Origin of the sequence: Amycolatopsis pittospori (genome assembly GCF_013870525.1) — a bacterium.
Classification (GTDB): domain Bacteria; phylum Actinomycetota; class Actinomycetes; order Mycobacteriales; family Pseudonocardiaceae; genus Amycolatopsis; species Amycolatopsis pittospori.
In genome coordinates, this window is the sequence record NZ_JACBXD010000075.1 from 16,151 (window position 1) to 38,368 (window position 22,218).

Consider the following 22,218-nt stretch of genomic DNA (forward strand, 5'->3'; position numbering starts at 1 on the left):
TTCCGTCACCATCGAGGACCATGGAAGAAGGCACTTTGAACTCACCCAGTCGTTGTGAACTCACCGAGGAGGACTACGAGGCCTTCCAGTGGGACACGCGTGAGGACTGCGAGGTCCGCCAGATCCTGGACCGGGTGGCGGACAAGTGGTCGCTCCTGGTGATCGCGCTGCTCGACCGCAACACCCTCCGGTTCACTGAGCTGAAGTACAAGATCGACGGCATCAGCCAGCGCATGCTCACTACCACGCTGCGTCACCTCGAACGCGACGGGATCGTGGAACGGACCGTCTATCCGGTCGTCCCGCCCCGCGTCGACTACGCGCTGACGCCGCTGGGCATGACGCTGCACGAGACCATCCAGTCGCTGGTCACCTGGACCGAGGAACACCAGAGCGAGATCGCCGCCGCGCGTGCCCGGTACGACCAACGCGTCGACGCCTGAGGAGTCGCATGGCCACACTGTCGGGCGGGGATCCGTCACTGCTGCGACGGCTCAACTCCATTGCGGTCCTGCGGGCGCTGTACGCGGCCGAAGAACTCACGCTCGCCGAGCTGGTGAAGGCGAGTCAGGTCTCCCGGCCGACGGTCGAGGAGATCGCCGCCGACCTCGGCGAACAGGGGCTGGTCGAGGAGGTGCCCCTCTCCCCCGACGCGCCGAGACCGGTCGGCAGGCCCGCCAAGCGGTACCGGTTCCGCCCCGAAGCGGGGCACGTCGCCGGTCTCGACGTCGGCCCGCACAAGGCGTTGTGCCTGGTCGCGGACCTGCGAGGCGACGTCGTCGGACGGGCGAGGGCCGAACTCACGCCGGAGATGGGCGCGCCCGACCGCCTCGGCGTCGCCCACCAGGTGCTCGGCGCCGCCGTCGAGGGCTACGCGAACGTCCGGGTGCTCGGGGTCGGCACCACCGGTGTCGTGTCCGGCGGCAAGGTCGTCCGAAGCGACCGCCTGCCCGGCTGGGCCGGCCTCGACCTGCCTGCGGAGTTCGGCGGCGGATGCCCGGTATTGGCCGGGAACGACACGAAGCTCGCGACGCTGGCCGAGCACTGGCGCGGAGCCGCGCACGGTGTCGACGACGTCGTCTACGTGCAGGCCGGGCGGACCGTCTCGCTGGGCCTGCTGCTCGGCGGGAAACTGCACTCGGGCCACAACGGCGCGGCGGGCGAGATCGGCGCGCTGCGGCAGGTCGGCTGGTACGCGGCGCTCGACCGCTTCCTCGCGTTCGGCGACGGTTCAGGCTCCGCCGAAGCCACCAAGCGGGTCTTCGAAGCCCTGCGTGGCGGCGATCTCGAGGCCGAGGCGATCGTGGCCGCCCTCGTGACCGACCTCTGCATCGGCGTCGCCGCGACCGTGCTCACCGTCGACCCGCAACTGGTGGTGATCGGCGGCGGGCTCGCACAGGCCGGTGACCTGCTGACGACGCCGCTGCGCACCGAACTGGCCCGGCTGTGCCTGTTCCCGGTGCGCGTGGAGACGTCGATGCTCGGCGACGACTCGGTGGCCCTCGGGGCCGTCCGGCTGGCGCTCAGCCGCGTCGAGAGCGAACTGTTCAGCGTCGCGGACGTCGCCTGAGCAGGCTGATCGCCACGATCAGCACGGCCACCGCACCGCTGGTGAACAGCTGTGTGCGCGCGTCGGCGTCCGTCCACATGAGAACCAGGACACCCGCCATCGCGACCAGCGCGACCCAGCTGAGCCACGGGAAACCCCACATCCGCACCGGCAGGTCCGCGGCCGTGCCGTCACGTTCCGCCGCTTTCCGCAACCGCAGCTGGGACACGGCGACGAAGATCCACACCAGCAGGATGTTCGCCCCGATGGCGTTCAACAGGAACGGGAGCACGTGCTCTGGGGCCAGAAAATTCAGCACTACGGCCACGAAGCCGAACGCGACCGACGCCAGCACCGCCGTCCGGGGCACCCCGGCTCCGGACAGCCGCAGCATCGCGCGCGGCGCTTCCCCTCGTGAGGCCAGGGAGAACACCATGCGCGACGCGCCGTAGAGGTTCGCGTTCAACGCCGAAAGCAGCGACGTCAGCACGACGAAGCTCATCAGCAGTGCCGCGGACGGCACCCCGATCCGCTCCAGGATCGTCACGAACGGGCTGGCGTTCGCCGACGCGGATTCCCACGGCAGCAACAACACCATCAACGCGACCGAGCCGACGTAGAACAGCAGCAACCGCACGATCACCGTGCGCGTGGTGCGGCGGATCGAATCCGCCGGATCCTCGGACTCCGCCGCGGCGATGGTGACCAGTTCCATACCGCCGAAGGAAAAGGCGACCGCGAGCAGACCGGTCAGCACACCCTGCAGCCCGTTCGGCAGGAACCCGCCCTGTCCGGTGAGGTTGCTCAGGCCGACCGGTGACGTCCCCGGCAGGATCCCGAACACCGCCAGCGTGCCGAGCACGAGGAAGCCGACCACCGCGGTCACCTTGATCGCGCCGAACCAGAACTCGAACTCGCCGAACGAGCGCACGGCGAACAGGTTCACCACGGTCAGCACCGCCATGAACAGCAACACCCAGGTCCACTGTGGAATCGCGGGTAGCAGGCCGTTCGCGATCCCCGCCGCCGCGGTGGCTTCGGCGGCCACCACGACCACCAGCAGCGACCAGTACAGCCAGCCGACGGTGAAGCCGGCCCAGCGTCCGAGAGCCTTCTCCGCGTACACCGAGAACGAACCACTGCTCGGCTCGGCGGCCGCCATCTCGCCCAGCATGCGCATCACGAGGACCATGAGCAGGCCCGCGACCACGTAGGAGAGCAGGATGCCCGGGCCCGCGGTCTTGATCCCCGCGCCGGTGCCGACGAACAGACCGGCCCCGATCGCGCCGCTGATCGCCAGCATGGTGACGTGCCGTCGCCGGAATCCGTTGCCGAGGGACCGGGTCTCCACTTCGGTCACGGGTTCGGCGGGACCTGGTGCGGGCATGGTGGATCCATTCGTCTGCGGTACTCGGTGCTCAACCGCGGGACAACTCTTCCAGCCGCTCGTGGAGCCGGTCGACGTGGTCCTCGCTTTCGGGCTTCATCAGCACGCTACGCAGGACGCGCGCGCCGTCCGCATCCGCGTCCGCGCCGGTGTGACGCAGGCCGAACTGCCGATCGCTCACCCGCAGCGTGCTGAGGAAGACCGGATCCTTCGCCGCGGCCATGCCGTTGCGCATGATCCGCGCGCTCGCTTCGTCGATCTTCGACAGCGAAAGCGGTTCCGTGCGCGGGAAGTACGTGACGATGTCGAGTTCCGGTGACTGGTACAGGTCGAAGCGCTCGGAGTCCTCCAGCAGTTTCGCCCAGCGCAACGCCGCCCGGCGGCCGGCCGCGAGCACCCGGCCCAGCCCGTCGGGGGTCGGCGGCAGCACCCGGAAGGTGAGCCACAACGCGGCGGCCGCCGCGCCGGCCCGCGAGCATTCGAGGCTGATCTCGCCGAGGTGCAGGTCTTCCGAGGTGAAGTAGGTGTACGGCGAATCGTGCAGGTAGAACCGGCCCGCCGAGGGATCCTTGAACAGCACCGCGCCGCAGCCGTAGGGCTGGAGGCCGTGCTTGTGCGGGTCGACGACGATCGAGTCGGCCTCGGCGATGGCGAGCCACGGCTCCTCCGGCAGTCCCTCGGGACCGTCCAAACCGGACAGAAGCCGGAAGAAGCCCCCGTAGGCGGCGTCGACATGGATCCGGACGCCGTACCGTTCGCGCAGCGCCAGCGCTTCGTGGATCGGTTCGACCGTACCCAGCGCCGTCGTCCCCGCGGTGAGCACGACGGTGCCGATCTTGCCGGTCCGTAGCAGCTCTTCGAGCGCGTCGAGATCCATCGCCCCGCGAGCGTCGACAGGGACCGTATGCCCCTCGACGCCGAGCACACCGCACATCCGGCCGTGTGTGTAGTGGGCCTCCGAGCTGTAGGCGATCCCCTTGCCCGGATGCAGTTCCCGTGCCACGAAGAGCGCTTCGAGGTTCGCGATCGTGCCGCTGGTGGTCAGATGTCCCAGATGCTCCGTGTAACCGAACATCGTGGCCAGCTCCGCGACGACCTCGCGTTCCATCTCGGCCGTCGCGGGCCCGCCGTCGAGAGCGTGGTTGTTGGGGTTGATCAGCATCGCGGTCAGATAGCCGACCACGGCGGCCGGATGCGGCGGTTTGAGCATCTGACCGGCGTAGGACGGGTGGAAGAACGGATAGTTGTCCTTCAACCGCTCGGTGAGCTCCTCGAACGCGGTCTCGAACCGCCCGTCCGGGATCTCCAGCGACGGATGCCGCCGGACAGGGGTGAACGTCTCCGCCCACGCCTCGTTCGACGTCAACGCCTGACCGAGCCAGTACCGGAAGTCCATCTGGGCGCCCTTCGATCGTTCGGCTCCAAAAAACGTAGGAGCCGCCGGAGGTTCCGCGCAACCGTCTTCGGTAGGGCTCAGCCCCGGCCGGCCGCCGCCTGACGCCGTTCCTCGCCCTTCTCCTCCAGTTGCTTGACGATCTCCCGCAGCGAACCGGCCAGCGCGGTGCAGTCCGCCGGGCTGAGCCGATCGGTCACGAACGCCTCCTCCTGGTTGAACTCGGGGAAGAGCTCCCGCATGAGCCGTTCACCCTCCGGGGTGAGCGCGAGCAGCACCAGCCGTCCGTCGTCGGGGTGTTTGCGCCGGGTGACCAGACCGTGCGACTCCAGGGTCTTCATCACGCCGGTCAGCGTGCCTTTGGTGATCCCGGCCTCCGCGGCGACGTGCCGCGTCTCCTTCTCGCCGAAGATCCACACCACCCAGAGCACCACGAAAGCCGTCCAGGTGAGCCCCGCGGTGCGCAGGACCGAATTCTCGAAATGCAGCCGCACCGCCGTCGCTGCGCGATGGAGGTTGGCCACCGCCTCCATCCGTTCCCACAGCAGAGGGATTCCGCCCAGCTTGGCCCGGACGGCGTTCTCCGTCTCGGCCAGCGTGTGATACCCGGTCAACAGCCACTTCCTCACCGGAAAGAGGGCGTGCACCCCTACGCGCCCGATCCGCCGATCGTATGCGGAACGGGCGTCGTCCACAGTGGTCTTTCCGGGTCGACCTCTAGGCCACGGAGACGAGGGGCTCCAGCAGATCCCGTCCTGTTTCGGACAAGGTCGCGGACATCCGGCAGCCAAGGGACCCTCCGCCGGAGGATCGGATCAGCCCGGCGTGGGCCAGCCGTCGGGCGGTGCCCTGGTCGGTACACGGCAATCCGTCGACGTAAAGGTCCGGCTCGCTGCTGACGGTGATCTCGGCTCGGCCCTGGGCGACTGCTCGCAACATCGCCAGGGCGCGAAAGGACAAGTCTTCGGTGTTCATTCGGGGTCACTCCTCCACCCGAAGGGTTTCCCGCTCAGCGGAGCTCAAACATGAGCCGGTTCACCTGGACGGTACGGCCGCGCGGTGCTCGGCGATGTCGCCGAAGAGGTCGCCCAGTTCCTCGACCCGCTCGATCACCTGCTCGGCGGTGAACAGCAGGTCGGCGGCCTTGCGGCAGGCCTCGACCTCCTCCCAGGTCACCGGGGTGGACACGGTCGGGAGGGCGCGGCCGCGCAGCGAGTACGGCGCGATGGTGGTCTTGGCGGTGTTGTTCTGGCTCCAGTCGATGAACACGCGGCCGGGGCGGATCGCCTTCGTCATCCGCGCGACCACGGTCTCCGGCGACCGGCGCGCGAGTTCCTCCGCGATCGCCTTGGCGTACTCGGAAGTACGCTCCTCGGACCGGGTCCGCACCGGGCAGTACAGCTGCATTCCCTTGTTGCCGCTGGTCTTCGCGTACACCGTCAGGCCGTCGTCGGTGAGCAGCTCGCTGAGCATCTCGGCGACCCGGCAGCAGTCCACGACGTCCGCCGGCGGTCCCGGATCGAGGTCGAACACCAGCAGATCGGGTGGTTTCCGCGCGCCCCGCGGGCCGACCGTCCACTGTGGAATATGTAGTTCGAGCGCGGCGAGATTGGCCGCCCACATCAGCGTCGGGAGGTCACCGACCACCGGGTAGTCGAGCGACTCCTCCCCACCCCGGCGACCGCGGTTGGTGAGCCGCGCGGTGCGGACCCAGTCGGGCGCGTGACGGGAAACATTCTTCTCGTAGAAGGGTTCGCCGTCGACGCCATCCGGGAAACGACGGAACGTGGCGGCGCGATCGCGCAGATGCGGGAGAAGGACGGGGGCGATGCGGCGGTAGTAGTCGAGGACCTCGCGTTTGGTGAAACCGTGCGCCGGGTAGAGCACCTTGTCCAGATTGGACAGGCTCAGCCGCCGACCCTCGACCTCGACCGTTATCCGCTCTTCAGGCACCCTTCGACGATAGATCACCGGAGGGGTTTCCGGGGTACCGTGAGGCATGAGTACCGTGCCGGACGCGATCGCCCCGATGCTGGCGACCGACGGTGACCTGCCCACCGGCGGGTGGGGTTACGAGTACAAGTGGGACGGCTACCGCTGCTGCCTGCGCGTCGCCCCCGACGGCGAGACGCGCCTGACCAGCCGTCGCGGCATCGACATCACGGCGACGTACCCGGACCTGACCGGCGAAGCCCTCGAAGGCCGCGAAGCCGTCCTCGACGGCGAGATCGTCGTCCTCGACGACAAGGGCCGGCCGAGCTTCCCCATGCTGCAGACGCGGCACCTGCGCACTCCGGACGCTTCACTGCTGGAGCGCAGCCCGGTGCACTTCTTCGCCTTCGACGTCCTGCTCCTCGAAGGCACGCTCCTGCTCGACGAGCCCTACAGCGCCCGTCGCGAGCTCCTGACGTCACTGGGCGGGGGTGGCCGCATCGTCATCCCCCCGGGCTACACCGACGACGACATCTCCCCCGACCAGCTTCTCGAAGTCGTCCGGCAACACGGCCTCGAAGGGCTGATCGCGAAGAAGCTCGACAGCCGCTACTACCCCGGTAAGCGGACACGCCAATGGATCAAACGGGCGCTGTGGATGACGCAAGAAGTCGTCATCGGCGGCTGGCGCCCCGGCGAAGGACGCCGCGCGGGCACCCTCGGCGCCCTGCTGCTGGGCGCGCACGACGAATCCGGCGAACTGCGGTACATCGGTGACGTCGGCACCGGATTCAGCGACAAGGTCCTCGACGATCTCCACACCCGCCTCGCTCCCCTGGAACGGAAGACACCGCCGTTCGACTCCGAGGTCCCGCGCGAACGGGCCCGGGGCGTGCGGTGGGCGGAACCGGAACTCGTCGGGGAGGTAGTGCACCGGAACTGGACGCCGGACGGACGGTTGCGGCATACGACCTGGCGGGGGTTGCGGGCGGATAAAGGGCCGGAGGATGTCGTCCTTCCGTCATGAATGGTGGTTCCGTTTGGAGTGAGCCGCCCGAGGTCATTTCCGCGTCGCCGTGCCCGGTCAGGGTTCTTCCGCCGAGCACGCAGACCGCCGATTGCCTCAGCGGCCTGGGGGTCACCGCCGAATCTTGCTCGGGGCGGTCGTCGCGAACTCAGGCGGACTCCTCATGGACCACGGCTGGCTGCGCGTACTCGGGAGCGGGACCGAGCCCTTGCCCAACGTCCTGAGCGCGCAGGATCTCGGCCCCGGCCGGCTCACCGTCGCCTACGACGTACTGGACGGCCGATTCGCGTGGATCGCCGAGGGAGACGGGAACCCACGATCCGCTACCTCGCTCCGGACGACCTCCAATGGCAAGACCTAGAGCCGGGCTACGCGGCTTGGCCGAACGCCATGCTCGGCGGAGCGCTCGATGGGTTCTACAGCACACTCGCATGCGACCAAGAAATTCATACCTTGCCGCCGCTCTGGACCGCAGAGGGAACGACCTCTCGATCGCGTCGAGGAAGGCCACTCCTTTGACGGATCTTCCTTCGCTACTCTCTCCGGCCTGACCTCTTGAATTAGGGTCGCCTCTTGACAGCTAGGCGTTCATTTAACCCTGTCGGATGATTGATGCGTGTTCGAATTTCACGGGAATATAAGTAGCACAGGTGTTCGACTGTCGGGTATCTTTGATGTCGTGGCCAGCGAAAACAGTCCCCAGGCAGCGTGCACCGAGTGGTGGCGTGTCGATACTGCGACGCTGCATGCCCGCAAACAGGAAATCGAAGTCCTGAAACGCCGGTTGGACGCGGAGCAGTACGCGATCTTCGCGGAACTCAATACGCGCGGGATTCGTGGTTGTTATGGGCATTCGACGTTGATGGGCCTGATCCTGCAGGACTTCCACGTGTCGGAGAAGGAAGCCTCAGCCCGCGCCGATCGCGCTCTTGCCCTGCATCCCGGCGTAGCTCTCGGCGGCGATGTCGTGCCCCCGCTGGCACCGTTGACTGCCGACGCCGCCGCCGAGGGCGCGATCGGTGGCGGCCAGATCGACGCGATCATCGGCGCCCTGGCCCAGGTCCCCTCGTTCGTGCCTGAGGAGGATGTCCGCGCGGGGGAGAAGATCCTGGTCGATCTGGCTCGCCGGGCTGGCCCTAAGGAGATCGTCAGGGCTGGGCGTCGGATGCTGGACACGATGGACCCCGACGGTAAAGAGCCTCGTAACGAGGACCCGAAGGACGCTCGTCCGGAGTTGCGGTTCATCAAGCACCGGGACGGCACCCTCGGGTTCGCCGGAACCCTCGACCTGGAGATCTACGCACGGTTGAAGTCCGACCTCGACCCCCTGGCCAAACCCCACAAGGCCATCGACGGCGTCCGCGACCCTCGTACTCAAGGTGAACGCTACGGAGACGCGTTCTCCGACTACGTCCGGATGAAGACCGCCAGCCCCGACATCCCCAGCCAGGCCGGGGAGTCGACCCAGATCCTGGTCACCATGTCCTACGACGACCTGATGAACGAGGTCGGCGATGGTCTTCTCGACCTGGTCGGCCCGATCTCGGCTACCGATGTCCGGATCCTCGCCTGCGATGCCCGGATCCGGCCCGTCGTGCTCTCCGGTGCCGGACAACCCCTCGACGTGGGGCGATCGAGTCGCTCTACCACCACGCCGCAGAAACACGCGTTGAAGATCCGGGACGGTGGTTGCGCGTTCCCCGGCTGCGACATGCCCGTGCAACGGTGCACCGCCCACCATATTGTTTTCTGGCGCCATCGAGGCGAGACGAAGATCGACAACCTGGTGCTGCTGTGCACCAAGCATCACCGGCTGATCCATAAGAGCGAGTGGAAGGTGCGGATCGCCCAAGACGGACTCCCGGAGTTCATCGCACCCGCCTACCTCGACCCCACCGGCACACCTAGACGCAACACCATGCATCTGCGGGTATAGGCCGATCCCCCAGCGTGCTTTCGTTGCCTTGCCCGCACTGGCCCCGGTCAGGCCTGCGGGGTGAGTCGATTTGTGCTGATCGTGCCCCGCCGCCGATGCGTCGTTGTCGTCTTGTCGGCAACGCTCAAGGACCATCGGAGGCGCGACCGGCACTGTGAGAGGACGCAACACGATGCACCTATGGACATAGACAGTCCACGGCCCGGGTGGGCACTTAATTGAAGGGCAACTCAACCATAGAATGCAGAGCTCGGCGTCGCGGCGGACTCGCCGGTGAGCCCCGGACGCCCACTCACTGTCCATAAAGGACATTCTTCGTGACGTCAACGCCCGATTTAGGCTATTCATGCCATTTCAGCAGCGGGTCGTGAGTGATAAGGAGGGTTAGAACGACACTTACCACTCACGACCCGCCCGAGAACTGGACATTTATACGTCAATCGGACATATGCTCACTCTCAAGCGTCCTTTGTAGACACTCAAGGAGCGACCGGACTCCATCGGGCAGTCCGGGCCCGCGTCACGAACCTCCCAGCCGACGCAGGCGACAGGCGACACGACGGAACGGGCGGCACGGGCGAATCCCCCGGCGATGCCCGCCGATCAACCCCGGTCTGCGGCACAGGAACCACGCCCCACATCCGAAAGCCCGCAGACGAACATCCTCCTGAAACACCCCGGCGGCGCCGAATCCGTCGCCCGGCCAAGAAACCCTAAAGACGACCCCGGTCAGCGAACCGCGCCAAAGCATCCAGCTTCCAGTCCCGCTTCACGTCACTTCCCCGGTGTCCCGAACCGTCGTCGATCAACAGGTCCGCGCCGGGCCAGGCCCGAGCGAGTTCCCAGGCGGTGTCCACCGGGCAGCTCAGGTCGCGGCGTCCGTGGATCAGGACACCGGGGATGTCGCGCAGCGAACCGGCGTCGCGGATCACCGCGCCGGGTTCCAGCCACCCCTCATGGGAGTAGAAATGTGTGACGATACGAGCGAACGCGATTTCCCACTCACTGATCGGACCATTGTGGACGGTCGCGCCCGGCTCCAGCGACAGCACGGTGTCCTCCCAGGTGCACCACGAGCGGGCGGCTTCGGTGCGCACGAGTGGGTCGGGGTCTTCCATCAGCCGCGCGTAGGCCGCGACGAGGTCACCGGAAAGGTCACCACGGAAGCGCGCCCACGCCTCCGGGAAGAACCTGCCGACGCCGCGATACAGCCAGTCGATCTCGGAGCGCCGCGTCGTACTGATAGCGCTGACCACGATCTCCGTGACCCGCTCCGGATACCGTTCGGCGTAGACCAGCGCGAGGGTCGCGCCCCACGAGCCACCGGTGACGAGCCAGCGTTCGATGCCTAGATGCTCGCGCAGCCGCTCCATGTCGGCGACGAGGTGGTCCGTCGTGTTGTGCCGCATGTCGGTCGCCGGGTCGCTCGCGTGCGGGGTGCTGCGGCCGCAGCCGCGCTGGTCGAAGAACACGGCTCGGTAGCGGGCCGGATCGAACATGCGCCGCATACTCGACGTGCACCCCTGGCCGGGGCCGCCGTGTAGCATGACAGCAGGCTTCCCGGACGGGTTTCCGCAGGTCTCCCAGTAGACGAAATTGCCGTCACCTACATCGAGCAGCCCTTGGTCATAGGGCTCGACGGGCGGGAACAGTTCGGCCATCGCCCCAGGCTACCCAAGCTGATCAAGACTGTCCGTGAGACAGCGGAAACACTTTCGCCGCAACGAAGTTCAGCACACCGGCCCTTTCTTCTCCGCGCTCGGAGGTGGAGATTCGGTAGTGACAAGGAAAACCACCTGAGACGGGGATTCATGGCGGCTTTCGGCACGAACTTCACCCTTGGCGTGGAAGAAGAGTTCGTCCTCCTCGATCCGCTGGACGGCTCGGTCGCCCTTCGCGCCCCAGACCTGCTCGAACACCTCACCGCCGAACCGGGTGTCACCGGCGAGTTGATGCGGTTCCAGATCGAGACGGCGACCGAAATCTGCCAGAGCCTGGACGAGGTGCGCGCGGAATTGACGCGGCTGCGGCAGAACGTCGCGAAGGCCGCCGAGGCCGACGGCTGCCTGATGGTGGCGTCAGGGATCCCGCCCTGCGGCCTCCGGCCCGACGCGATCACGCCCGCGCCGCGTTATCAGCGGCTGGCCAGGGCGTTCCCCACTCTGATCGACGAAGCGGGCACCTGCGCCTGCCACGTGCACGTCGGTCTGCCGTCACGGGACATCGGCGCGCGGGTGCTCGCCGGGTTGCGGCCGTGGCTCGCGCCCCTGCTGGCGATCAGCACCAACTCCCCGGTCGAGAACGGCGTGGACTCGGGGTGGGCGAGCAGGCGTTATCCGCTCTGGGACCGGTGGCCGACGGCGGTGCCGCCCGACGAATGGACCGGCGCGGCCGCGTATGACGACAGTGTCGGGGAGGCGCTGCGGGACGGCTCCGCACTCGACACCGCCGGCGTGTACTTCTACGCGCGCCTCTCGCCGCGGCACCCCACGGTGGAGGTGCGGATCGCCGACGTCTGCCTGTCCGTCGACGACGCCGTGCTCCTCGCGGCGCTGGTCCGCGGCCTGGTCGCCACCTGCATCGAAGCGGCCACGCTCCCGCGAGCAAGGAACGCCCGGATCGGTGCGGCCCTCTACGCGGCGGCCCGCAAGGGGCTCGACGGGCCCGGTGTCAACGCCTTCACCGGCCAGAAGGCAGATCAGCGGGACCTGATCGGGGAACTCGTCGACTTCGTCCGCCCCGCGCTCCGGATCACCGGGGACATGGACGACGTCGAGCAGGCGCTCGACTCGCTTTTCGAGCACGGGACCGGCGCGTCCCGGCAACGTGCGCTTCTCGCGAAAGCGGCTTCTCCCGGCGAATTCGCCGCGGATCTCGCACTCGCGACGATGAACGTCCCGACCCGGTAGGTCAGAGCCAGCCGGATTCGCGGGCGATCCGGACCGCGTCGACGCGATTGCGGGCGCTGAGTTTGGACACGATCGTCGTCAGATAGTTCCGCACGGTGCCGGCGGACAGGAACAACTCGGCCGCGATCTCGGTCGGCTCGGAACCGACCGAGGCCAGCCGGAGCACCTCGATCTCGCGGGCGGTCAGCGGGCATTCCTCGCTGTCCCAGGCCGCGAGCGCCAGATCGCCGTCGACGACGCGGCGCCCGGCGGCGACCCCGCGGACGGCGTTGGCCAGCCTGTCCGCCGGAGCGTCCTTGCGCAGGAAACCGTTGACCTTCGCGGCCAGGGCCCGCCGCAGGGTGCCGGGACTGCCGAGACTGGTCAGGATCAGCGTGCGGACGCCGGGCAGTTGTTCGTGCAGTTCGGCGGCGGCGGTGAGCCCATCCTTACCCGGCAGATCGATGTCGATGAGCGCGATGTCGGGGCGCGCGGACTGCGCGAGCGGGAGGATCTCGTCACCGCTGGCGCATTCGGCGACGACCTCGATATCGGCTTCCAGGCCGAGCAGCGCGACGAGGGCCCCTCGGACAATGTGCATGTCCTCCGCTACCAGGACCTTGATCATCGACCCCATCTGCCTTTCGCCTGCGCCTCGCCCCACGAGCCGACAATACTATCCTCACACACCTGTCCCGCGAAATGGAAACCGGCCCTTGACCGCCGCGGGGGGACGCGGTCAAGGGCCGGTTCTGTGTTGCCGCGGGAATACGTTCTTCGGACCGCGCCAACACGGCCGGGGGACTTCCGGCGTGAATGCGCTACCAGGAATTTTGCGTCCGTAGACCGCGTAGATCCAGTGTTCGCACCATCGCCGACCTGTGGTTTTCGCATGGTCCACCCGTGAGGGCCTGCCCTGACCAGGGCCTCGACGAGCACCGTGAAATTTTCACGTCGGCACACACATGAATCCATATCCGCCGGTGAATCAAGCACTTCAGGAGAAGCGGCGGCGAACACTACTGTCGGAAACCGCAAAGCACGCCAGAATTCCTCGAGCGAAAGGACGGTACAATGGATGAGACTGTCCGGCGAGCCGTGGAGCGAGCCATTGGGGCCATGAACGAAAAACTGGGCGAAGAGCTCACTATCGACGACATCGCCCGCGCCGCGACGTTCAGCAAATTCCATTTCACCAGGGTGTTCCAGCAGGCCACCGGCGTCTCACCGGGCCGTTTCCTCTCCGCGCTGCGGCTCGACGAGGCCAAGCGCCTGCTCCTGACCACCTCGATCACGGTCGCCGACATCAGCCACCGCGTCGGCTACAACAGTGTCGGCACCTTCAGCACGCGGTTCAGCAGCCGCGTCGGACTCTCCCCCTCCGCGTACCGCCAGCAGGGCGGTTTCCAGCACCGGCTGGCCGGCGAACCCCGTCCCGGAACGAAACCGGCGATCGTCCGCGGTTTCGTCTCGGCGCCGCCGGAGATCTCGCCCGGCCTCGTCTTCGTCGGCCTTTTCCCGACGCGCATCCCCGAGGGCGCGCCCGTGCGCTACACGGTCATCGAAGCCCCCGGCCCGTATCACCTCACCGACGTCCCGGAAGGCACTTGGCACCTCGTCGCGCATTGCGTGACCGGGCCGCTCACGCGCCGCGGCACCGGGTACACCGGCCACCACGGCCCGATCACCGTCGAACCCGGCGTGACCGCGCGACTGGCGGACCTGCGGGTCCGTCCCAAGCGCCTGTTCGACCCGCCGGTCCTGCTCGCGCTCCCCGACCTCCGGCACCGGCCGGAGCCGTTCAAGCACGCCGCCTGATCCTCACCTGGGTGTCATGAAAGGGTCTTTCAAGACGTTCTCCGTCTTGAAAGACCCTTTCATGACATCTGCGGAACCTCAGGCGGAGAGGCGGCCCGCCGACGGCGCGAAGCCCTCGCGGATGTTCGCCCGCCAGAGTTCGTAGGCCGGCGTCCCGTCGGCGGCGTTCTCGACGACCTCGGTGCCGTCGGCCAGGTCGACGGCCTCCTCGATGCTCAGCCCGGCCAGCGTCCGCGCGGCGCGGCGGGTGTGCGGCGGCACGAACGACGAGAACGTCCGCGCCTTCACCGCGAAGACGACGCCGAGCCCGAGTTCGTCCTGGTGCTCGCCGGCCGACACGCGCAGCGCTTCCAGCCCCTTCTGGTCGCAGCCGCCCGCGAACGTCGAGGCCAGCCCGACCCCGCTCCACAGGTCCGGACGGCGTTCGGCCGGGAAGCGGTTCACCGCCGCGGCGACCTTCACCGGGTCGGCGCCGTTGATGAACCACAGCGCCCGCCCGATCCCCTGGTCACAGGCGCGCGGGAAGTACACGGGCGCGCCCGCCCACGCGTACGGCTTGGGGACGAACTGCTCGTCGACCCACTTGCGCGTGTCGAAGTAGGCGCGATCGAACGCGTAGCCGTCGACGGCCAGCCAGCTCATCGTCGGATGGAACGGGACGCCGTCCAGATCCGGCAGCACCTTCTTCCACAGCGGCCGGGGCAGCCGCGCCATCGCGAACCCGATGCCGATGTAGGTCAGGAACACGTGCGGGAGGCCGGGGCCGCTCATCAGCTCGGCCGTGCGGTCCTTCCGGCCGCCCGGCATGACGTCGAGGATGGTGAACGCCATCGCCGCGCCCTCGTAGGCGAACCCGCGCATCTCCGGTTCGACCATGTCCAGCCGTCGCTCGGCCTCCCAAAGCGCCGGGCCGTCGATCCCCCATTCGAACCCGCAGACCACCGACTGCGGGATGGACTCCAGCCGGGCCGTCGCCGGCGTCGGCGGCACCCCGAACCCGCGCCCCTCGAAGCCGACCGAGGCCAGCGAGGGCGCGAATATGACCTTGCGCAGGGCACCCAGCAATGAGCTCATCACATACGTCCTTTGTGGATTGTGGCGGCTTCGCGCGCGAATCTCGGCTCTTGCCGAGGAGACCACGCCGCGATCGACGGCCGATCGAGGTCGTCGCGAGAGGTACCCCGGTACCGCCGAACAGTCGATTCCCCGGTCCCGCCAATGGTGAATTCACCCGTTCGCCGATCGAATTCACCGGGGTGGAACGTACTCACGAGGGAATGGAATGCACTTCTGACGGCATTTTTACCGTCTTCTGACCTGACACTGGGTAATCGATCGGTCGCATTTTCATGATCTACGAAGCTTCGGCATCGTCGCAGCTCACCAGGGTCTTGATCGCCCGAGCAGGGCTCCAGAAAAAGCACAACCTTGCATCGTGCGATTCCGATTCACTCTTCCGGGTTTGCTATGTACACTGAGAGTTAGCACTCTGGGGAAGAGGAGGTCGGAGTGATCCGAGTCCTATTGGCCGAGGATATGCACATGGTCCGCGGTGCCTTGGTCGCTCTGCTGAATCTCGAGCAGGACATCGAGGTCGTCGCCGAGGTCTCCTCGGGCGACAAGATCCTTCCGATGGCCGCCGAGTACCTCCCGGACGTCGCGATCATCGACATCGACCTGCCCGCCAAGGACGGACTCGCCGCCGCTTCCGAGCTCTACCAGCAACTTCCCTGCGTGCGCACGCTGATCCTCACCTCGCTCGGCCGTCCGGGCACCGTGCGCCGGGCGCTCGACGCGAAGGTGAACGGCTTCCTGCTCAAGGACGCGCCCGCCGACAAGCTCGCCAACGCCGTCCGCTCGGTCGCCATCGGGCGCCGGGTCATCGACAGCGAACTCGCGCTGTCGGCCTGGGAAACGGAAGATTGCCCGCTGACGCCGCGCGAGGTCGAGATCCTGCGCCTGGCCGCGAACGGGCGCACGGTCGCCGACATCGCGGCGGAGCTGTTCCTGTCACCGGGAACCGTGCGGAACTATCTGGCCACGGTGGTCACGAAACTCAACGCCCGCAACCGGGTCGACGCCATCCGCATCGCCACCGATTCCGACTGGCTCTGACGGCGTCATCCGCTCCGCGCGCGTCTTCTCTTTTGCCACAACCGGTTCGCCGCACCAGGTCATGACGATCGCATACGGCACAACGAATAAATCACGGCCCACCGGGTGTTTCCGGCACTGTTCCGAAGGTTCCGCCTCTGTCACTGTCACAGAGGGGGAGTCCGCCGGAGGGGCAGGGGATGCACGCGATGAGTACCGAACCGGGAGACGCGGCAGGCGCGGCGGTGCGCGCGCGGCTCCTCGGCCCGCTCGAACTGCACGCCGGCGGGGTCGATCGCGCGCCGACAACGCCGAAACTCCTGCAGCTGCTGGCGATGCTGCTCATCCGTCCCGGCAAGACGGTCCACGTCGACTCGCTGGTCCACGAGCTGTGGAACGACACTCCGCCGCGCAGCGTCCGCCGGACCCTGCACACCTACGTCCACCACCTCCGCCGTCATCTGGACCCGGACGGCACCGACGCCGACCCGGCGGGTGGCCTGCTCGTCACCAGCCCACCCGGCTACCGGCTCGACGTCGACCCGGCCGTGGTCGACGTGTCGGAGTTCCAGCGCCTGCACCGGCTCGGCCGCGACCTGCTGAGCGACGGCGACAACGCCGCCGCCGCACACGCCTTCCGTACCGCACTCGACCTGTGGTCCGGTCCCCCGCTGGCCAACATCCACTGTGGACCGACCCTCGCCGCCTACACCGTCTATCTGCTGGAGCACCGGCGCAACGCCCGTGACCTGTGGATCGAGGCCGAGATCCGGGCCGGGCGGCACCGGGAGATGCTCGGGGTGCTGCGGTCGCTGACCACCGCGAACCCCCTCGACGAAACCCTGCACGCCCAGCTGATCCGCGCGCTGGGACTCAGCGGCCGTCGCAGTGACGCCCTGGCGTCCTACCAATGGCTGCGGGCGAGGCTCGACGACGAACTGGGGGTGGAACCCTGCGCCGAACTGCGAGAGCTGCACCGCGAACTGCTCTCCGAGGGACATCCGATCCGCTGATCGCCGTACCGGCGAACGAGTACCACCCCGTCACCAGATCCAGGAAGTTGAGGAGTCAAGCATGACCGCTCGCACCTACGGCCAGTTCTGCGGCCTCGCCCGCGCGCTCGAGATCATCGGGGAACGCTGGTCCCTGCTCGTGATCCGCGACCTCGTGCTCGGCCCGAAACGTTTCGACGAACTGCAGCAGGGGCTGCCGAAGATCCCGACGAGCATCCTGTCGACCCGGCTCAACGAACTCGAGCGGCACGGCGTCCTCCAGCGCCGGGTGCTCTCGCAGCTGGACGCCGGGGTGGTCTACGAGCTGACCGAGTACGGCAACGACCTCGACCAGATCCTGCTGCAGCTGGGCCTGTGGGGCGCCCGGTCGCTCACCGACCCGGCGGCCGACGACCTGTTCACCCTCGACGCGGCCATCCTGTCGCTCTACACGACGTTCCAGCCGGACGAGGCTCACGGCGTGGAGGGCTCGTTCGAGCTTCACTACGGCGATCAGATGATCGTCCACGCGGTGGTCGAGAACGGCGCGGTGACCGCGGGCGAAGGGCCGCATCCGGACCCGGACATCGTCATCGAGCCGCGCGGCCCGCTGATGCTCAAGCTGCTGAACGGCGAACTGGACGCGACCAGCGCGCTCACCTGCGGCGCGGTGGCCATCAAGGGCGACCCGTCGCACCTCGAGCTGTTCACGCGGCTGTTCCACATCCCCTCGGCGCCGTCGAAGGCCGAAGGGCTCGTCACGCACTGAAGACGCTTTCACGGTGGGACCGGGGCGACCGGTCCCACCGGCGGTTATTCGAAGCGGGAGGGATCGCCGGCGCCACGCCGCACGATCTCCGGTTCCCCCGACGAGAAATCGATGACCGTGGTGGGTTCGACGCCGCACTCACCGGAGTCGATCACCGCGTCCACCACGTGCTCCAGCCGCTCCTTGATGTCCCAGCCCTGGGTCATCGGCTCCTCCTGGTCGGGCAGCAGCAGCGTGCTCGACAGCAGCGGTTCGCCGAGTTCCCCCAGCAGTGCCTGGGTGACCACGTGGTCCGGGATGCGCACACCGACGGTCTTCTTCTTGGCGTGCATCAGACGGCGTGGAACCTCCTTCGTGGCCGGGAGGATGAACGTGTAACTGCCCGGTGTGGACGCCTTCACCGCCCGGAAGACCGCGTTGTCCACGTGCACGAACTGGCCCAGCTGGGCGAAGTCCTGGCACACCAGGGTGAAGTGGTGGCGGTCGTCGAGCTTGCGGATGCTCCGGATCCGGTCGATGCCGTCCTTGTTCCCCAGCTGGCAGCCCAGCGCGAAACAGGAGTCCGTCGGGTAGGCGATGAGCCCGTCCTCACGGAGGATGTCGACGACCTGTCCGATCGCGCGCCGTTGCGGATTTTCCGGATGTACGTCGAAATACCTGGCCATGCGCCGAGCTTAGGGCCCCGCGCCGCCGCGTACACAGTGGAGTACTCCGAGCGGGCACCACGGCCGTCTTCCATCGTGGCGTGTTGCGAGATCGTCCGCGTGGTGTGAACGACCCGCACCCGCACGGGTGAGTCACGGGATTTTCCCTGTCTCCAGTGGGGAAAACGTCTCCTTGTTCGTCGTTCTCCCTTACCCGGAAGGACCAACCGGGGTAACAAGCATGGGTTAGGATCCGAATACACCGCGATGGAAGGTCGTGCAGCGCCCGGCCACGGCCGTCGTGAGGGCGAAGCACAACATACGTAAGACGTCTCCTGTTACCACTGGAGTGCCTGTGCCGGAACAGCTCGCGGTGACCGCCGAACCACTGGGGACCGCCGGGATCGACCGGCGCCCCCGTCGGGCGTTGTTCCTCGCCGGGCTGATCATCACCGTCGTCTTCGTCAACTCCTGCCTGTTCGGCCTCCTCGCGGTGCTGTTGCGGCCCGGGGTGGACTTCTGGCAGGGCTTGCTGGCGGTGCTGTACGTCGGCCCTGTGCTGGCGATCCAGCTGCTCTACTTCAGCCGCCCGGCGGTCCGGCTGGACACCAGGCTCGCGAAGGCCATGCTGGTGGTCCAGGCCTGCCTGGCCTATCTGCCGACCCTGCACTTCGAGGCGGCGCTGAGTTCGCTGACCACCCTCGCGGCGGGCAGCGCGCTGCTGCTGTTCCGGCCGAGGACGGGTTGGACGGTGTTCACCGTCTTCATGGCGTGCACGACGTGGATCCTGTGGACCTACGACGACACGTGGCAGGGCGCGGTCTTCGACAGCATCACCGCGGTGTTCTACGCGCTGGTCGTCTACCTGCTGACCTGGCTCGCCCGGCTGGTCACCGAACTGCACCAGGCCCGGACCGAACTGGCCAGGCGCGCCGTGGCCGAGCAGCGGCTGGCGTTCGCCAGGGACCTGCACGACCTGCTCGGGCTGAGCCTTTCGGCGATCGCGCTCAAGGGTGAACTCGTGCACCGGCTGCTGCGCAAGTCGCTGGACCGGGCGCGCGAGGAACTGGCCGAGATCACCGGGATCGCCCAGCGCACGCTGTCCGACGTGCGCTCGGTGGCCAGGGGGTACCGGGAGCTGTCCCTGGACAAGGAATCACGGACCGCGGTCTCGCTGCTCTCGGCGTCGAACGTCGCGGTGCGAGTGGATCTGGAGCAGGTCGAGCTGCCGGTGAAGCTGCGCACCCTGCTGGCGAAGGTGCTGCGGGAGGGCGTCACGAACGTGCTCCGCTACACCGGTGTCGAGCACTGCGAGATCACCGTGCGCACGAACGACGGCCGGGTCGCGCTGGAGATCGTCCACGACGGGACGGCGCACGAGGACGTCCCGGAGGAGACCGCCGAGAGCCTGCGTGCGATCACCGAGGAGGTCGCCGGGCACGGTGGCGAGCTGACCGCGGGACCCGACGAGGCGGGCCGATGGCGGCTGCACGCCGAACTCCCGGTACCCGAACGGGCCGAGCCCACCGAGGCGGCGCTGGCCCAAAGTCCCGGCCACTGGTCGCGGATCGACGCCAGGAACGTCCAGTGGACGCTGACGGTCGTCTTCATCCTCTTCGGTCTCTCCGCGCTGACGCGGGCCTTCATGCTCACTGAGGACGGCTGGTACCTCGCGCTCATCGCCGGGTATCTCACCGCGCTGATCACGCTGCAACTGTCCTATTTCGCCCGGCCGAACGTCCGGCTGCGCTCACGGCAGAGCTACGCGCTGTTGTTCGTCCAGGCCTGTCTGATCTTCCTGCCGCTGATCCCGCTCGGCAGCGCCTGGGTGAGCCTGCCCAGCCTGTTCGCCGGTACCGCGCTGCTGGTGCTGCCCCCGCTCGCGGGGTGGACGGCGTTCGCCGCGACGGCCGCCGGCGTGGTGCTGATCCGGATCCAGTTCGGCACGGATTTCCTCGGCGGCTTCTACAGCTTCGCGTCCATCCTGAACACCGGTCTGATGGTCTTCGGTCTGATCTGGCTGATCCGGCTGGTGACGGAACTGGGCGAGACCAGGAAACGGCTCGCCGAGGTCGCCGTCGCCGAGGAGCGGCTGCGGTTCGCCCGGGACCTGCACGACCTGCTCGGGATGAGCCTTTCGGCGATCGCGCTGAAGAGCGAGCTGACCAGCCGGATCATGGACATCGACACCTCGCGGGCCTCCGACGAGCTACTGGAGATCCTCGGGCTGACCAGGCAGGCGCTGACCGACGTCCGTTCCGTCGCGAGCGGCTACCGCGAACTCTCGCTGGACCAGGAGTCCCGTTCGGCGCAGGCGGTGCTGGTGGCCGCCGACGTCCAGGTGCGACTGGAGATCGAGCACGACGACCTGCCGGCGACGGTCCGTACGGTGCTGGCCGTGGTGCTGCGCGAGGGCGTGACGAACGTGTTGCGGCACAGCAAGGTCGAACGCTGCGAGATCGCGGTACGGCGGTGCGGCGAGGGTGTCACGCTGGACATCGTCAACGACGGCGTCGAGAACGGGCGGCCGCCGGAACCGGAGAAGCCGGTGCGGGTCGAAGCCGCGGGCAGTGGCATCACGAACATGTCCGACCGCGTCGCCGGACTGGGCGGCGAGCTGACCGCCGGCGTCGAACCCGACGGCCGGTTCCGGCTGCGTGCCGTGGTGCCGGTCTAGGGCTTGTCAGATCCAGCCCGACTCCTTGGCGATGCGGATCGCGTCGACCCGGTTGCGCGCGTTGAGCTTCGAAACGATCGTGGTCAGGTAGTTGCGCACGGTTCCGGTGGAGAGAAAGGCTTTCGCGGCGACTTCCAGGGTGTCGCGGCCTTCCGCGGTGAGGCGCAGGACGTCGATCTCGCGGGGGGTCAGCGGGCATTCCACGGTGTCCCACGCGGCCAGTGCCAGATCGCCGTCGACCATCCGCCGTCCGGCCGCGACGCCGCGTACGGCGTTGGCGAGCTTCTCGGCGGGAGCGTCCTTCAACAGGAACCCGTTCACCTTCGCCGCCAGAGCCCGGCGGAGCGTGCCGGGTCTGCCGAGGCTGGTCAAGATCAGCGTCCTGACCTCGGGGAGCTGCTCGTGCAGCTCAGTGGCCGCGGTGAGGCCGTCCTTACCGGGCAGGTCGATGTCGATGACCGCGACCTGGGTGCGCGAAGTCCGCGCGGCGGCGAGGATCTCGTCACCGGACGCCACTTCGGACACCACTTCGATGTCCGGCTCGAGCCGGAGTAACGCTACAAGTGCCCCCCTGACGATGTGCATGTCTTCCGCCACGAGAACTCTGATCACCATCGCGCCGCCCCTCCGCGCACGGCCCCCGTGACCCCAACATAAACACGGCCGGACAGAACGCGTTCCACCGTTCGGGTGGTGAGTTGCGCCAGTCAAGGGACGTCCACATCGTGGAAGGTGCGGCAAAAGAGTCACACAGGTACGGAATCCGCAGTCGGTCGGTTACTTTCCGTCACAGTGTCTCGGCGTCGCGGCGGTATGCGCACCGCCAGGAGCGCGGCCACCGCGAGCACGACCGCCAGCATCAGGAACGTCGTACGCGCCGCCTCCGGTTGTCCGGCGGGGAGCCGGGTCTGGAACAGCACGCCCGCGACGGCGGCGCCGAGTGCGGAACCGACGTGGCGGGCGGTGTTGAGGACGCCCGACGCGGCACCGGCGGAATCCGGTGGGATGGTACGCAGGGCCTCGGTGGTCGCGGGGGCGATGGCGAGCCCCTGCCCGACGCCGACGGCGATCAGCGGGGCCACGAAGACGGCGGCCGTCGAGGTCGCGTCCGG

The 22,218-nt window shown here is 67.8% G+C and carries 23 protein-coding genes; 12 read left to right on the forward strand and 11 right to left on the reverse strand.

Features of this window, described 5'->3' with window-relative positions; all coding sequences use genetic code 11:
* The first annotated feature begins 20 nt into the window (after positions 1-20).
* The gene (locus tag H5J31_RS30940) at positions 21-443 is read left to right on the forward strand and encodes a winged helix-turn-helix transcriptional regulator (protein ID WP_181776198.1); all 423 of its coding nucleotides are present in this window, start codon (positions 21-23) and stop codon (positions 441-443) included.
* Positions 444-451: 8 nt separating this feature from the next.
* Positions 452-1,570 (forward strand): ROK family transcriptional regulator, encoded by a 1,119-nt coding sequence (locus H5J31_RS30945; protein ID WP_181776199.1) that lies wholly within the window; start codon positions 452-454, stop codon positions 1,568-1,570.
* On the opposite strand, the gene H5J31_RS30950 is transcribed toward H5J31_RS30945, so the two are convergent.
* From H5J31_RS30950 to ligD (H5J31_RS30970), 5 genes are all read right to left on the reverse strand, one after another.
* Positions 1,548-2,936 carry an amino acid permease gene (locus tag H5J31_RS30950; RefSeq protein ID WP_181776200.1) on the reverse strand — a complete coding sequence of 463 codons (1,389 nt, stop codon included), beginning with the start codon at positions 2,934-2,936 and terminating at the stop codon, positions 1,548-1,550. The two genes, H5J31_RS30945 and H5J31_RS30950, sit on opposite strands and share 23 nt — an antisense overlap.
* A gap of 31 nt (positions 2,937-2,967) precedes the next feature.
* The gene (locus H5J31_RS30955; RefSeq protein ID WP_181776201.1) at positions 2,968-4,332 is read right to left on the reverse strand and encodes a pyridoxal phosphate-dependent decarboxylase family protein; all 1,365 of its coding nucleotides are present in this window, start codon (positions 4,330-4,332) and stop codon (positions 2,968-2,970) included.
* A gap of 77 nt (positions 4,333-4,409) precedes the next feature.
* Positions 4,410-4,943 carry a MarR family winged helix-turn-helix transcriptional regulator gene (locus H5J31_RS30960; protein ID WP_181776202.1) on the reverse strand — a complete coding sequence of 178 codons (534 nt, stop codon included), beginning with the start codon at positions 4,941-4,943 and terminating at the stop codon, positions 4,410-4,412.
* 103 nt (positions 4,944-5,046) lie between these two features.
* Entirely contained in the window at positions 5,047-5,304 is a 258-nt protein-coding gene (locus tag H5J31_RS30965) for a hypothetical protein (RefSeq protein ID WP_181776203.1), read from the reverse strand.
* A 60-nt stretch (positions 5,305-5,364) separates the two neighbouring features.
* Positions 5,365-6,282, reverse strand: a complete 918-nt coding sequence (gene ligD, locus H5J31_RS30970; protein ID WP_181776204.1) for a non-homologous end-joining DNA ligase — start codon at positions 6,280-6,282, stop codon at positions 5,365-5,367.
* Between the two features lie 46 nt (positions 6,283-6,328).
* On the opposite strand from ligD (H5J31_RS30970), the gene ligD (H5J31_RS30975) reads away from it, so the two are divergent.
* The 4 genes from ligD (H5J31_RS30975) to H5J31_RS30990 all read left to right on the forward strand — a co-directional run bounded on the left by ligD (H5J31_RS30975) (position 6,329) and on the right by H5J31_RS30990 (position 9,224).
* Positions 6,329-7,288 carry a non-homologous end-joining DNA ligase gene (gene ligD, locus H5J31_RS30975; RefSeq protein ID WP_181776205.1) on the forward strand — a complete coding sequence of 320 codons (960 nt, stop codon included), beginning with the start codon at positions 6,329-6,331 and terminating at the stop codon, positions 7,286-7,288.
* Positions 7,289-7,451: 163 nt separating this feature from the next.
* Positions 7,452-7,649: a DUF2625 family protein gene (locus H5J31_RS40575; RefSeq protein ID WP_236005487.1), complete on the forward strand. Its 198-nt coding sequence runs from the start codon at positions 7,452-7,454 to the stop codon at positions 7,647-7,649.
* Positions 7,577-7,807 carry a DUF2625 family protein gene (locus H5J31_RS40580; RefSeq protein WP_181776207.1) on the forward strand — a complete coding sequence of 77 codons (231 nt, stop codon included), beginning with the start codon at positions 7,577-7,579 and terminating at the stop codon, positions 7,805-7,807. The genes H5J31_RS40575 and H5J31_RS40580 overlap by 73 nt, the downstream gene beginning before the upstream one ends.
* Positions 7,808-7,967: 160 nt before the next feature.
* Positions 7,968-9,224, forward strand: coding sequence for an HNH endonuclease signature motif containing protein (locus H5J31_RS30990; protein WP_181776208.1), 1,257 nt, complete (start codon positions 7,968-7,970; stop codon positions 9,222-9,224).
* A 713-nt stretch (positions 9,225-9,937) separates the two neighbouring features.
* Here H5J31_RS30990 and pip read toward each other — a convergent pair.
* Positions 9,938-10,885, reverse strand: a complete 948-nt coding sequence (gene pip, locus H5J31_RS30995; protein ID WP_181776209.1) for a prolyl aminopeptidase — start codon at positions 10,883-10,885, stop codon at positions 9,938-9,940.
* 150 nt (positions 10,886-11,035) lie between these two features.
* On the opposite strand from pip, the gene H5J31_RS31000 reads away from it, so the two are divergent.
* Positions 11,036-12,133, forward strand: coding sequence for a carboxylate-amine ligase (locus H5J31_RS31000; RefSeq protein ID WP_181776210.1), 1,098 nt, complete (start codon positions 11,036-11,038; stop codon positions 12,131-12,133).
* A gap of 1 nt (position 12,134) precedes the next feature.
* Here the strand turns inward: H5J31_RS31000 and H5J31_RS31005 are convergent, their stop codons facing one another.
* Positions 12,135-12,740, reverse strand: a complete 606-nt coding sequence (locus H5J31_RS31005) for a response regulator transcription factor (protein ID WP_181776211.1) — start codon at positions 12,738-12,740, stop codon at positions 12,135-12,137.
* A gap of 491 nt (positions 12,741-13,231) precedes the next feature.
* On the opposite strand from H5J31_RS31005, the gene H5J31_RS31010 reads away from it, so the two are divergent.
* On the forward strand, positions 13,232-13,930 hold the full coding sequence (locus tag H5J31_RS31010) for an AraC family transcriptional regulator (protein WP_181776212.1): 699 nt from the start codon (positions 13,232-13,234) through the stop codon (positions 13,928-13,930).
* A 78-nt stretch (positions 13,931-14,008) separates the two neighbouring features.
* On the opposite strand, the gene H5J31_RS31015 is transcribed toward H5J31_RS31010, so the two are convergent.
* Positions 14,009-15,004, reverse strand: a complete 996-nt coding sequence (locus H5J31_RS31015) for a DUF1702 family protein (RefSeq protein WP_181776213.1) — start codon at positions 15,002-15,004, stop codon at positions 14,009-14,011.
* A gap of 435 nt (positions 15,005-15,439) precedes the next feature.
* Here H5J31_RS31015 and H5J31_RS31020 point away from each other — a divergent pair, with 435 nt between their 5' ends.
* From H5J31_RS31020 to H5J31_RS31030, 3 genes are all read left to right on the forward strand, one after another.
* Positions 15,440-16,045: a response regulator transcription factor gene (locus H5J31_RS31020; RefSeq protein WP_181776214.1), complete on the forward strand. Its 606-nt coding sequence runs from the start codon at positions 15,440-15,442 to the stop codon at positions 16,043-16,045.
* Positions 16,046-16,224: 179 nt separating this feature from the next.
* Entirely contained in the window at positions 16,225-17,037 is an 813-nt protein-coding gene (locus H5J31_RS31025) for an AfsR/SARP family transcriptional regulator (RefSeq protein WP_181776215.1), read from the forward strand.
* Positions 17,038-17,098: 61 nt separating this feature from the next.
* Positions 17,099-17,785, forward strand: coding sequence for a winged helix-turn-helix transcriptional regulator (locus H5J31_RS31030; protein WP_181776216.1), 687 nt, complete (start codon positions 17,099-17,101; stop codon positions 17,783-17,785).
* 44 nt (positions 17,786-17,829) lie between these two features.
* Here H5J31_RS31030 and H5J31_RS31035 read toward each other — a convergent pair whose 3' ends face one another.
* Entirely contained in the window at positions 17,830-18,450 is a 621-nt protein-coding gene (locus H5J31_RS31035; RefSeq protein WP_181776217.1) for an L-threonylcarbamoyladenylate synthase, read from the reverse strand.
* Positions 18,451-18,784: 334 nt separating this feature from the next.
* On the opposite strand from H5J31_RS31035, the gene H5J31_RS31040 reads away from it, so the two are divergent.
* Positions 18,785-21,106, forward strand: a complete 2,322-nt coding sequence (locus H5J31_RS31040) for a sensor histidine kinase (protein WP_181776218.1) — start codon at positions 18,785-18,787, stop codon at positions 21,104-21,106.
* 6 nt (positions 21,107-21,112) lie between these two features.
* Here H5J31_RS31040 and H5J31_RS31045 read toward each other — a convergent pair whose 3' ends face one another.
* Both H5J31_RS31045 and H5J31_RS31050 read right to left on the reverse strand, forming a co-directional pair.
* On the reverse strand, positions 21,113-21,721 hold the full coding sequence (locus H5J31_RS31045) for a response regulator transcription factor (protein WP_084750481.1): 609 nt from the start codon (positions 21,719-21,721) through the stop codon (positions 21,113-21,115).
* Positions 21,722-21,852: 131 nt separating this feature from the next.
* On the reverse strand, positions 21,853-22,218 hold a 366-nt coding region (locus H5J31_RS31050; protein WP_181776219.1), incomplete at its 5' end, for an MFS transporter.

Excerpts from the sequence above, each read along its gene's own strand:
- ligD (WP_181776205.1), top strand. The coding sequence starts at position 6,329 with ATGAGTACCGTGCCGGACGCGATCGCCCCGATGCTGGCGACCGACGGT.
- H5J31_RS30950 (WP_181776200.1), bottom strand. The coding sequence starts at position 2,936 with ATGCCCGCACCAGGTCCCGCCGAACCCGTGACCGAAGTGGAGACCCGG.
- H5J31_RS31045 (WP_084750481.1), bottom strand. The coding sequence starts at position 21,721 with ATGGTGATCAGAGTTCTCGTGGCGGAAGACATGCACATCGTCAGGGGG.
- H5J31_RS40575 (WP_236005487.1), top strand. The coding sequence starts at position 7,452 with ATGGACCACGGCTGGCTGCGCGTACTCGGGAGCGGGACCGAGCCCTTG.
- H5J31_RS30965 (WP_181776203.1), bottom strand. The coding sequence starts at position 5,304 with ATGAACACCGAAGACTTGTCCTTTCGCGCCCTGGCGATGTTGCGAGCA.
- H5J31_RS30940 (WP_181776198.1), top strand. The coding sequence starts at position 21 with ATGGAAGAAGGCACTTTGAACTCACCCAGTCGTTGTGAACTCACCGAG.
- H5J31_RS31030 (WP_181776216.1), top strand. The coding sequence starts at position 17,099 with ATGACCGCTCGCACCTACGGCCAGTTCTGCGGCCTCGCCCGCGCGCTC.
- pip (WP_181776209.1), bottom strand. The coding sequence starts at position 10,885 with ATGGCCGAACTGTTCCCGCCCGTCGAGCCCTATGACCAAGGGCTGCTC.
- H5J31_RS31015 (WP_181776213.1), bottom strand. The coding sequence starts at position 15,004 with ATGAGCTCATTGCTGGGTGCCCTGCGCAAGGTCATATTCGCGCCCTCG.
- H5J31_RS30955 (WP_181776201.1), bottom strand. The coding sequence starts at position 4,332 with ATGGACTTCCGGTACTGGCTCGGTCAGGCGTTGACGTCGAACGAGGCG.
- H5J31_RS31000 (WP_181776210.1), top strand. The coding sequence starts at position 11,036 with ATGGCGGCTTTCGGCACGAACTTCACCCTTGGCGTGGAAGAAGAGTTC.
- H5J31_RS31035 (WP_181776217.1), bottom strand. The coding sequence starts at position 18,450 with ATGGCCAGGTATTTCGACGTACATCCGGAAAATCCGCAACGGCGCGCG.
- H5J31_RS31005 (WP_181776211.1), bottom strand. The coding sequence starts at position 12,740 with ATGATCAAGGTCCTGGTAGCGGAGGACATGCACATTGTCCGAGGGGCC.
- H5J31_RS30945 (WP_181776199.1), top strand. The coding sequence starts at position 452 with ATGGCCACACTGTCGGGCGGGGATCCGTCACTGCTGCGACGGCTCAAC.
- H5J31_RS31010 (WP_181776212.1), top strand. The coding sequence starts at position 13,232 with ATGAACGAAAAACTGGGCGAAGAGCTCACTATCGACGACATCGCCCGC.
- H5J31_RS31025 (WP_181776215.1), top strand. The coding sequence starts at position 16,225 with ATGCACGCGATGAGTACCGAACCGGGAGACGCGGCAGGCGCGGCGGTG.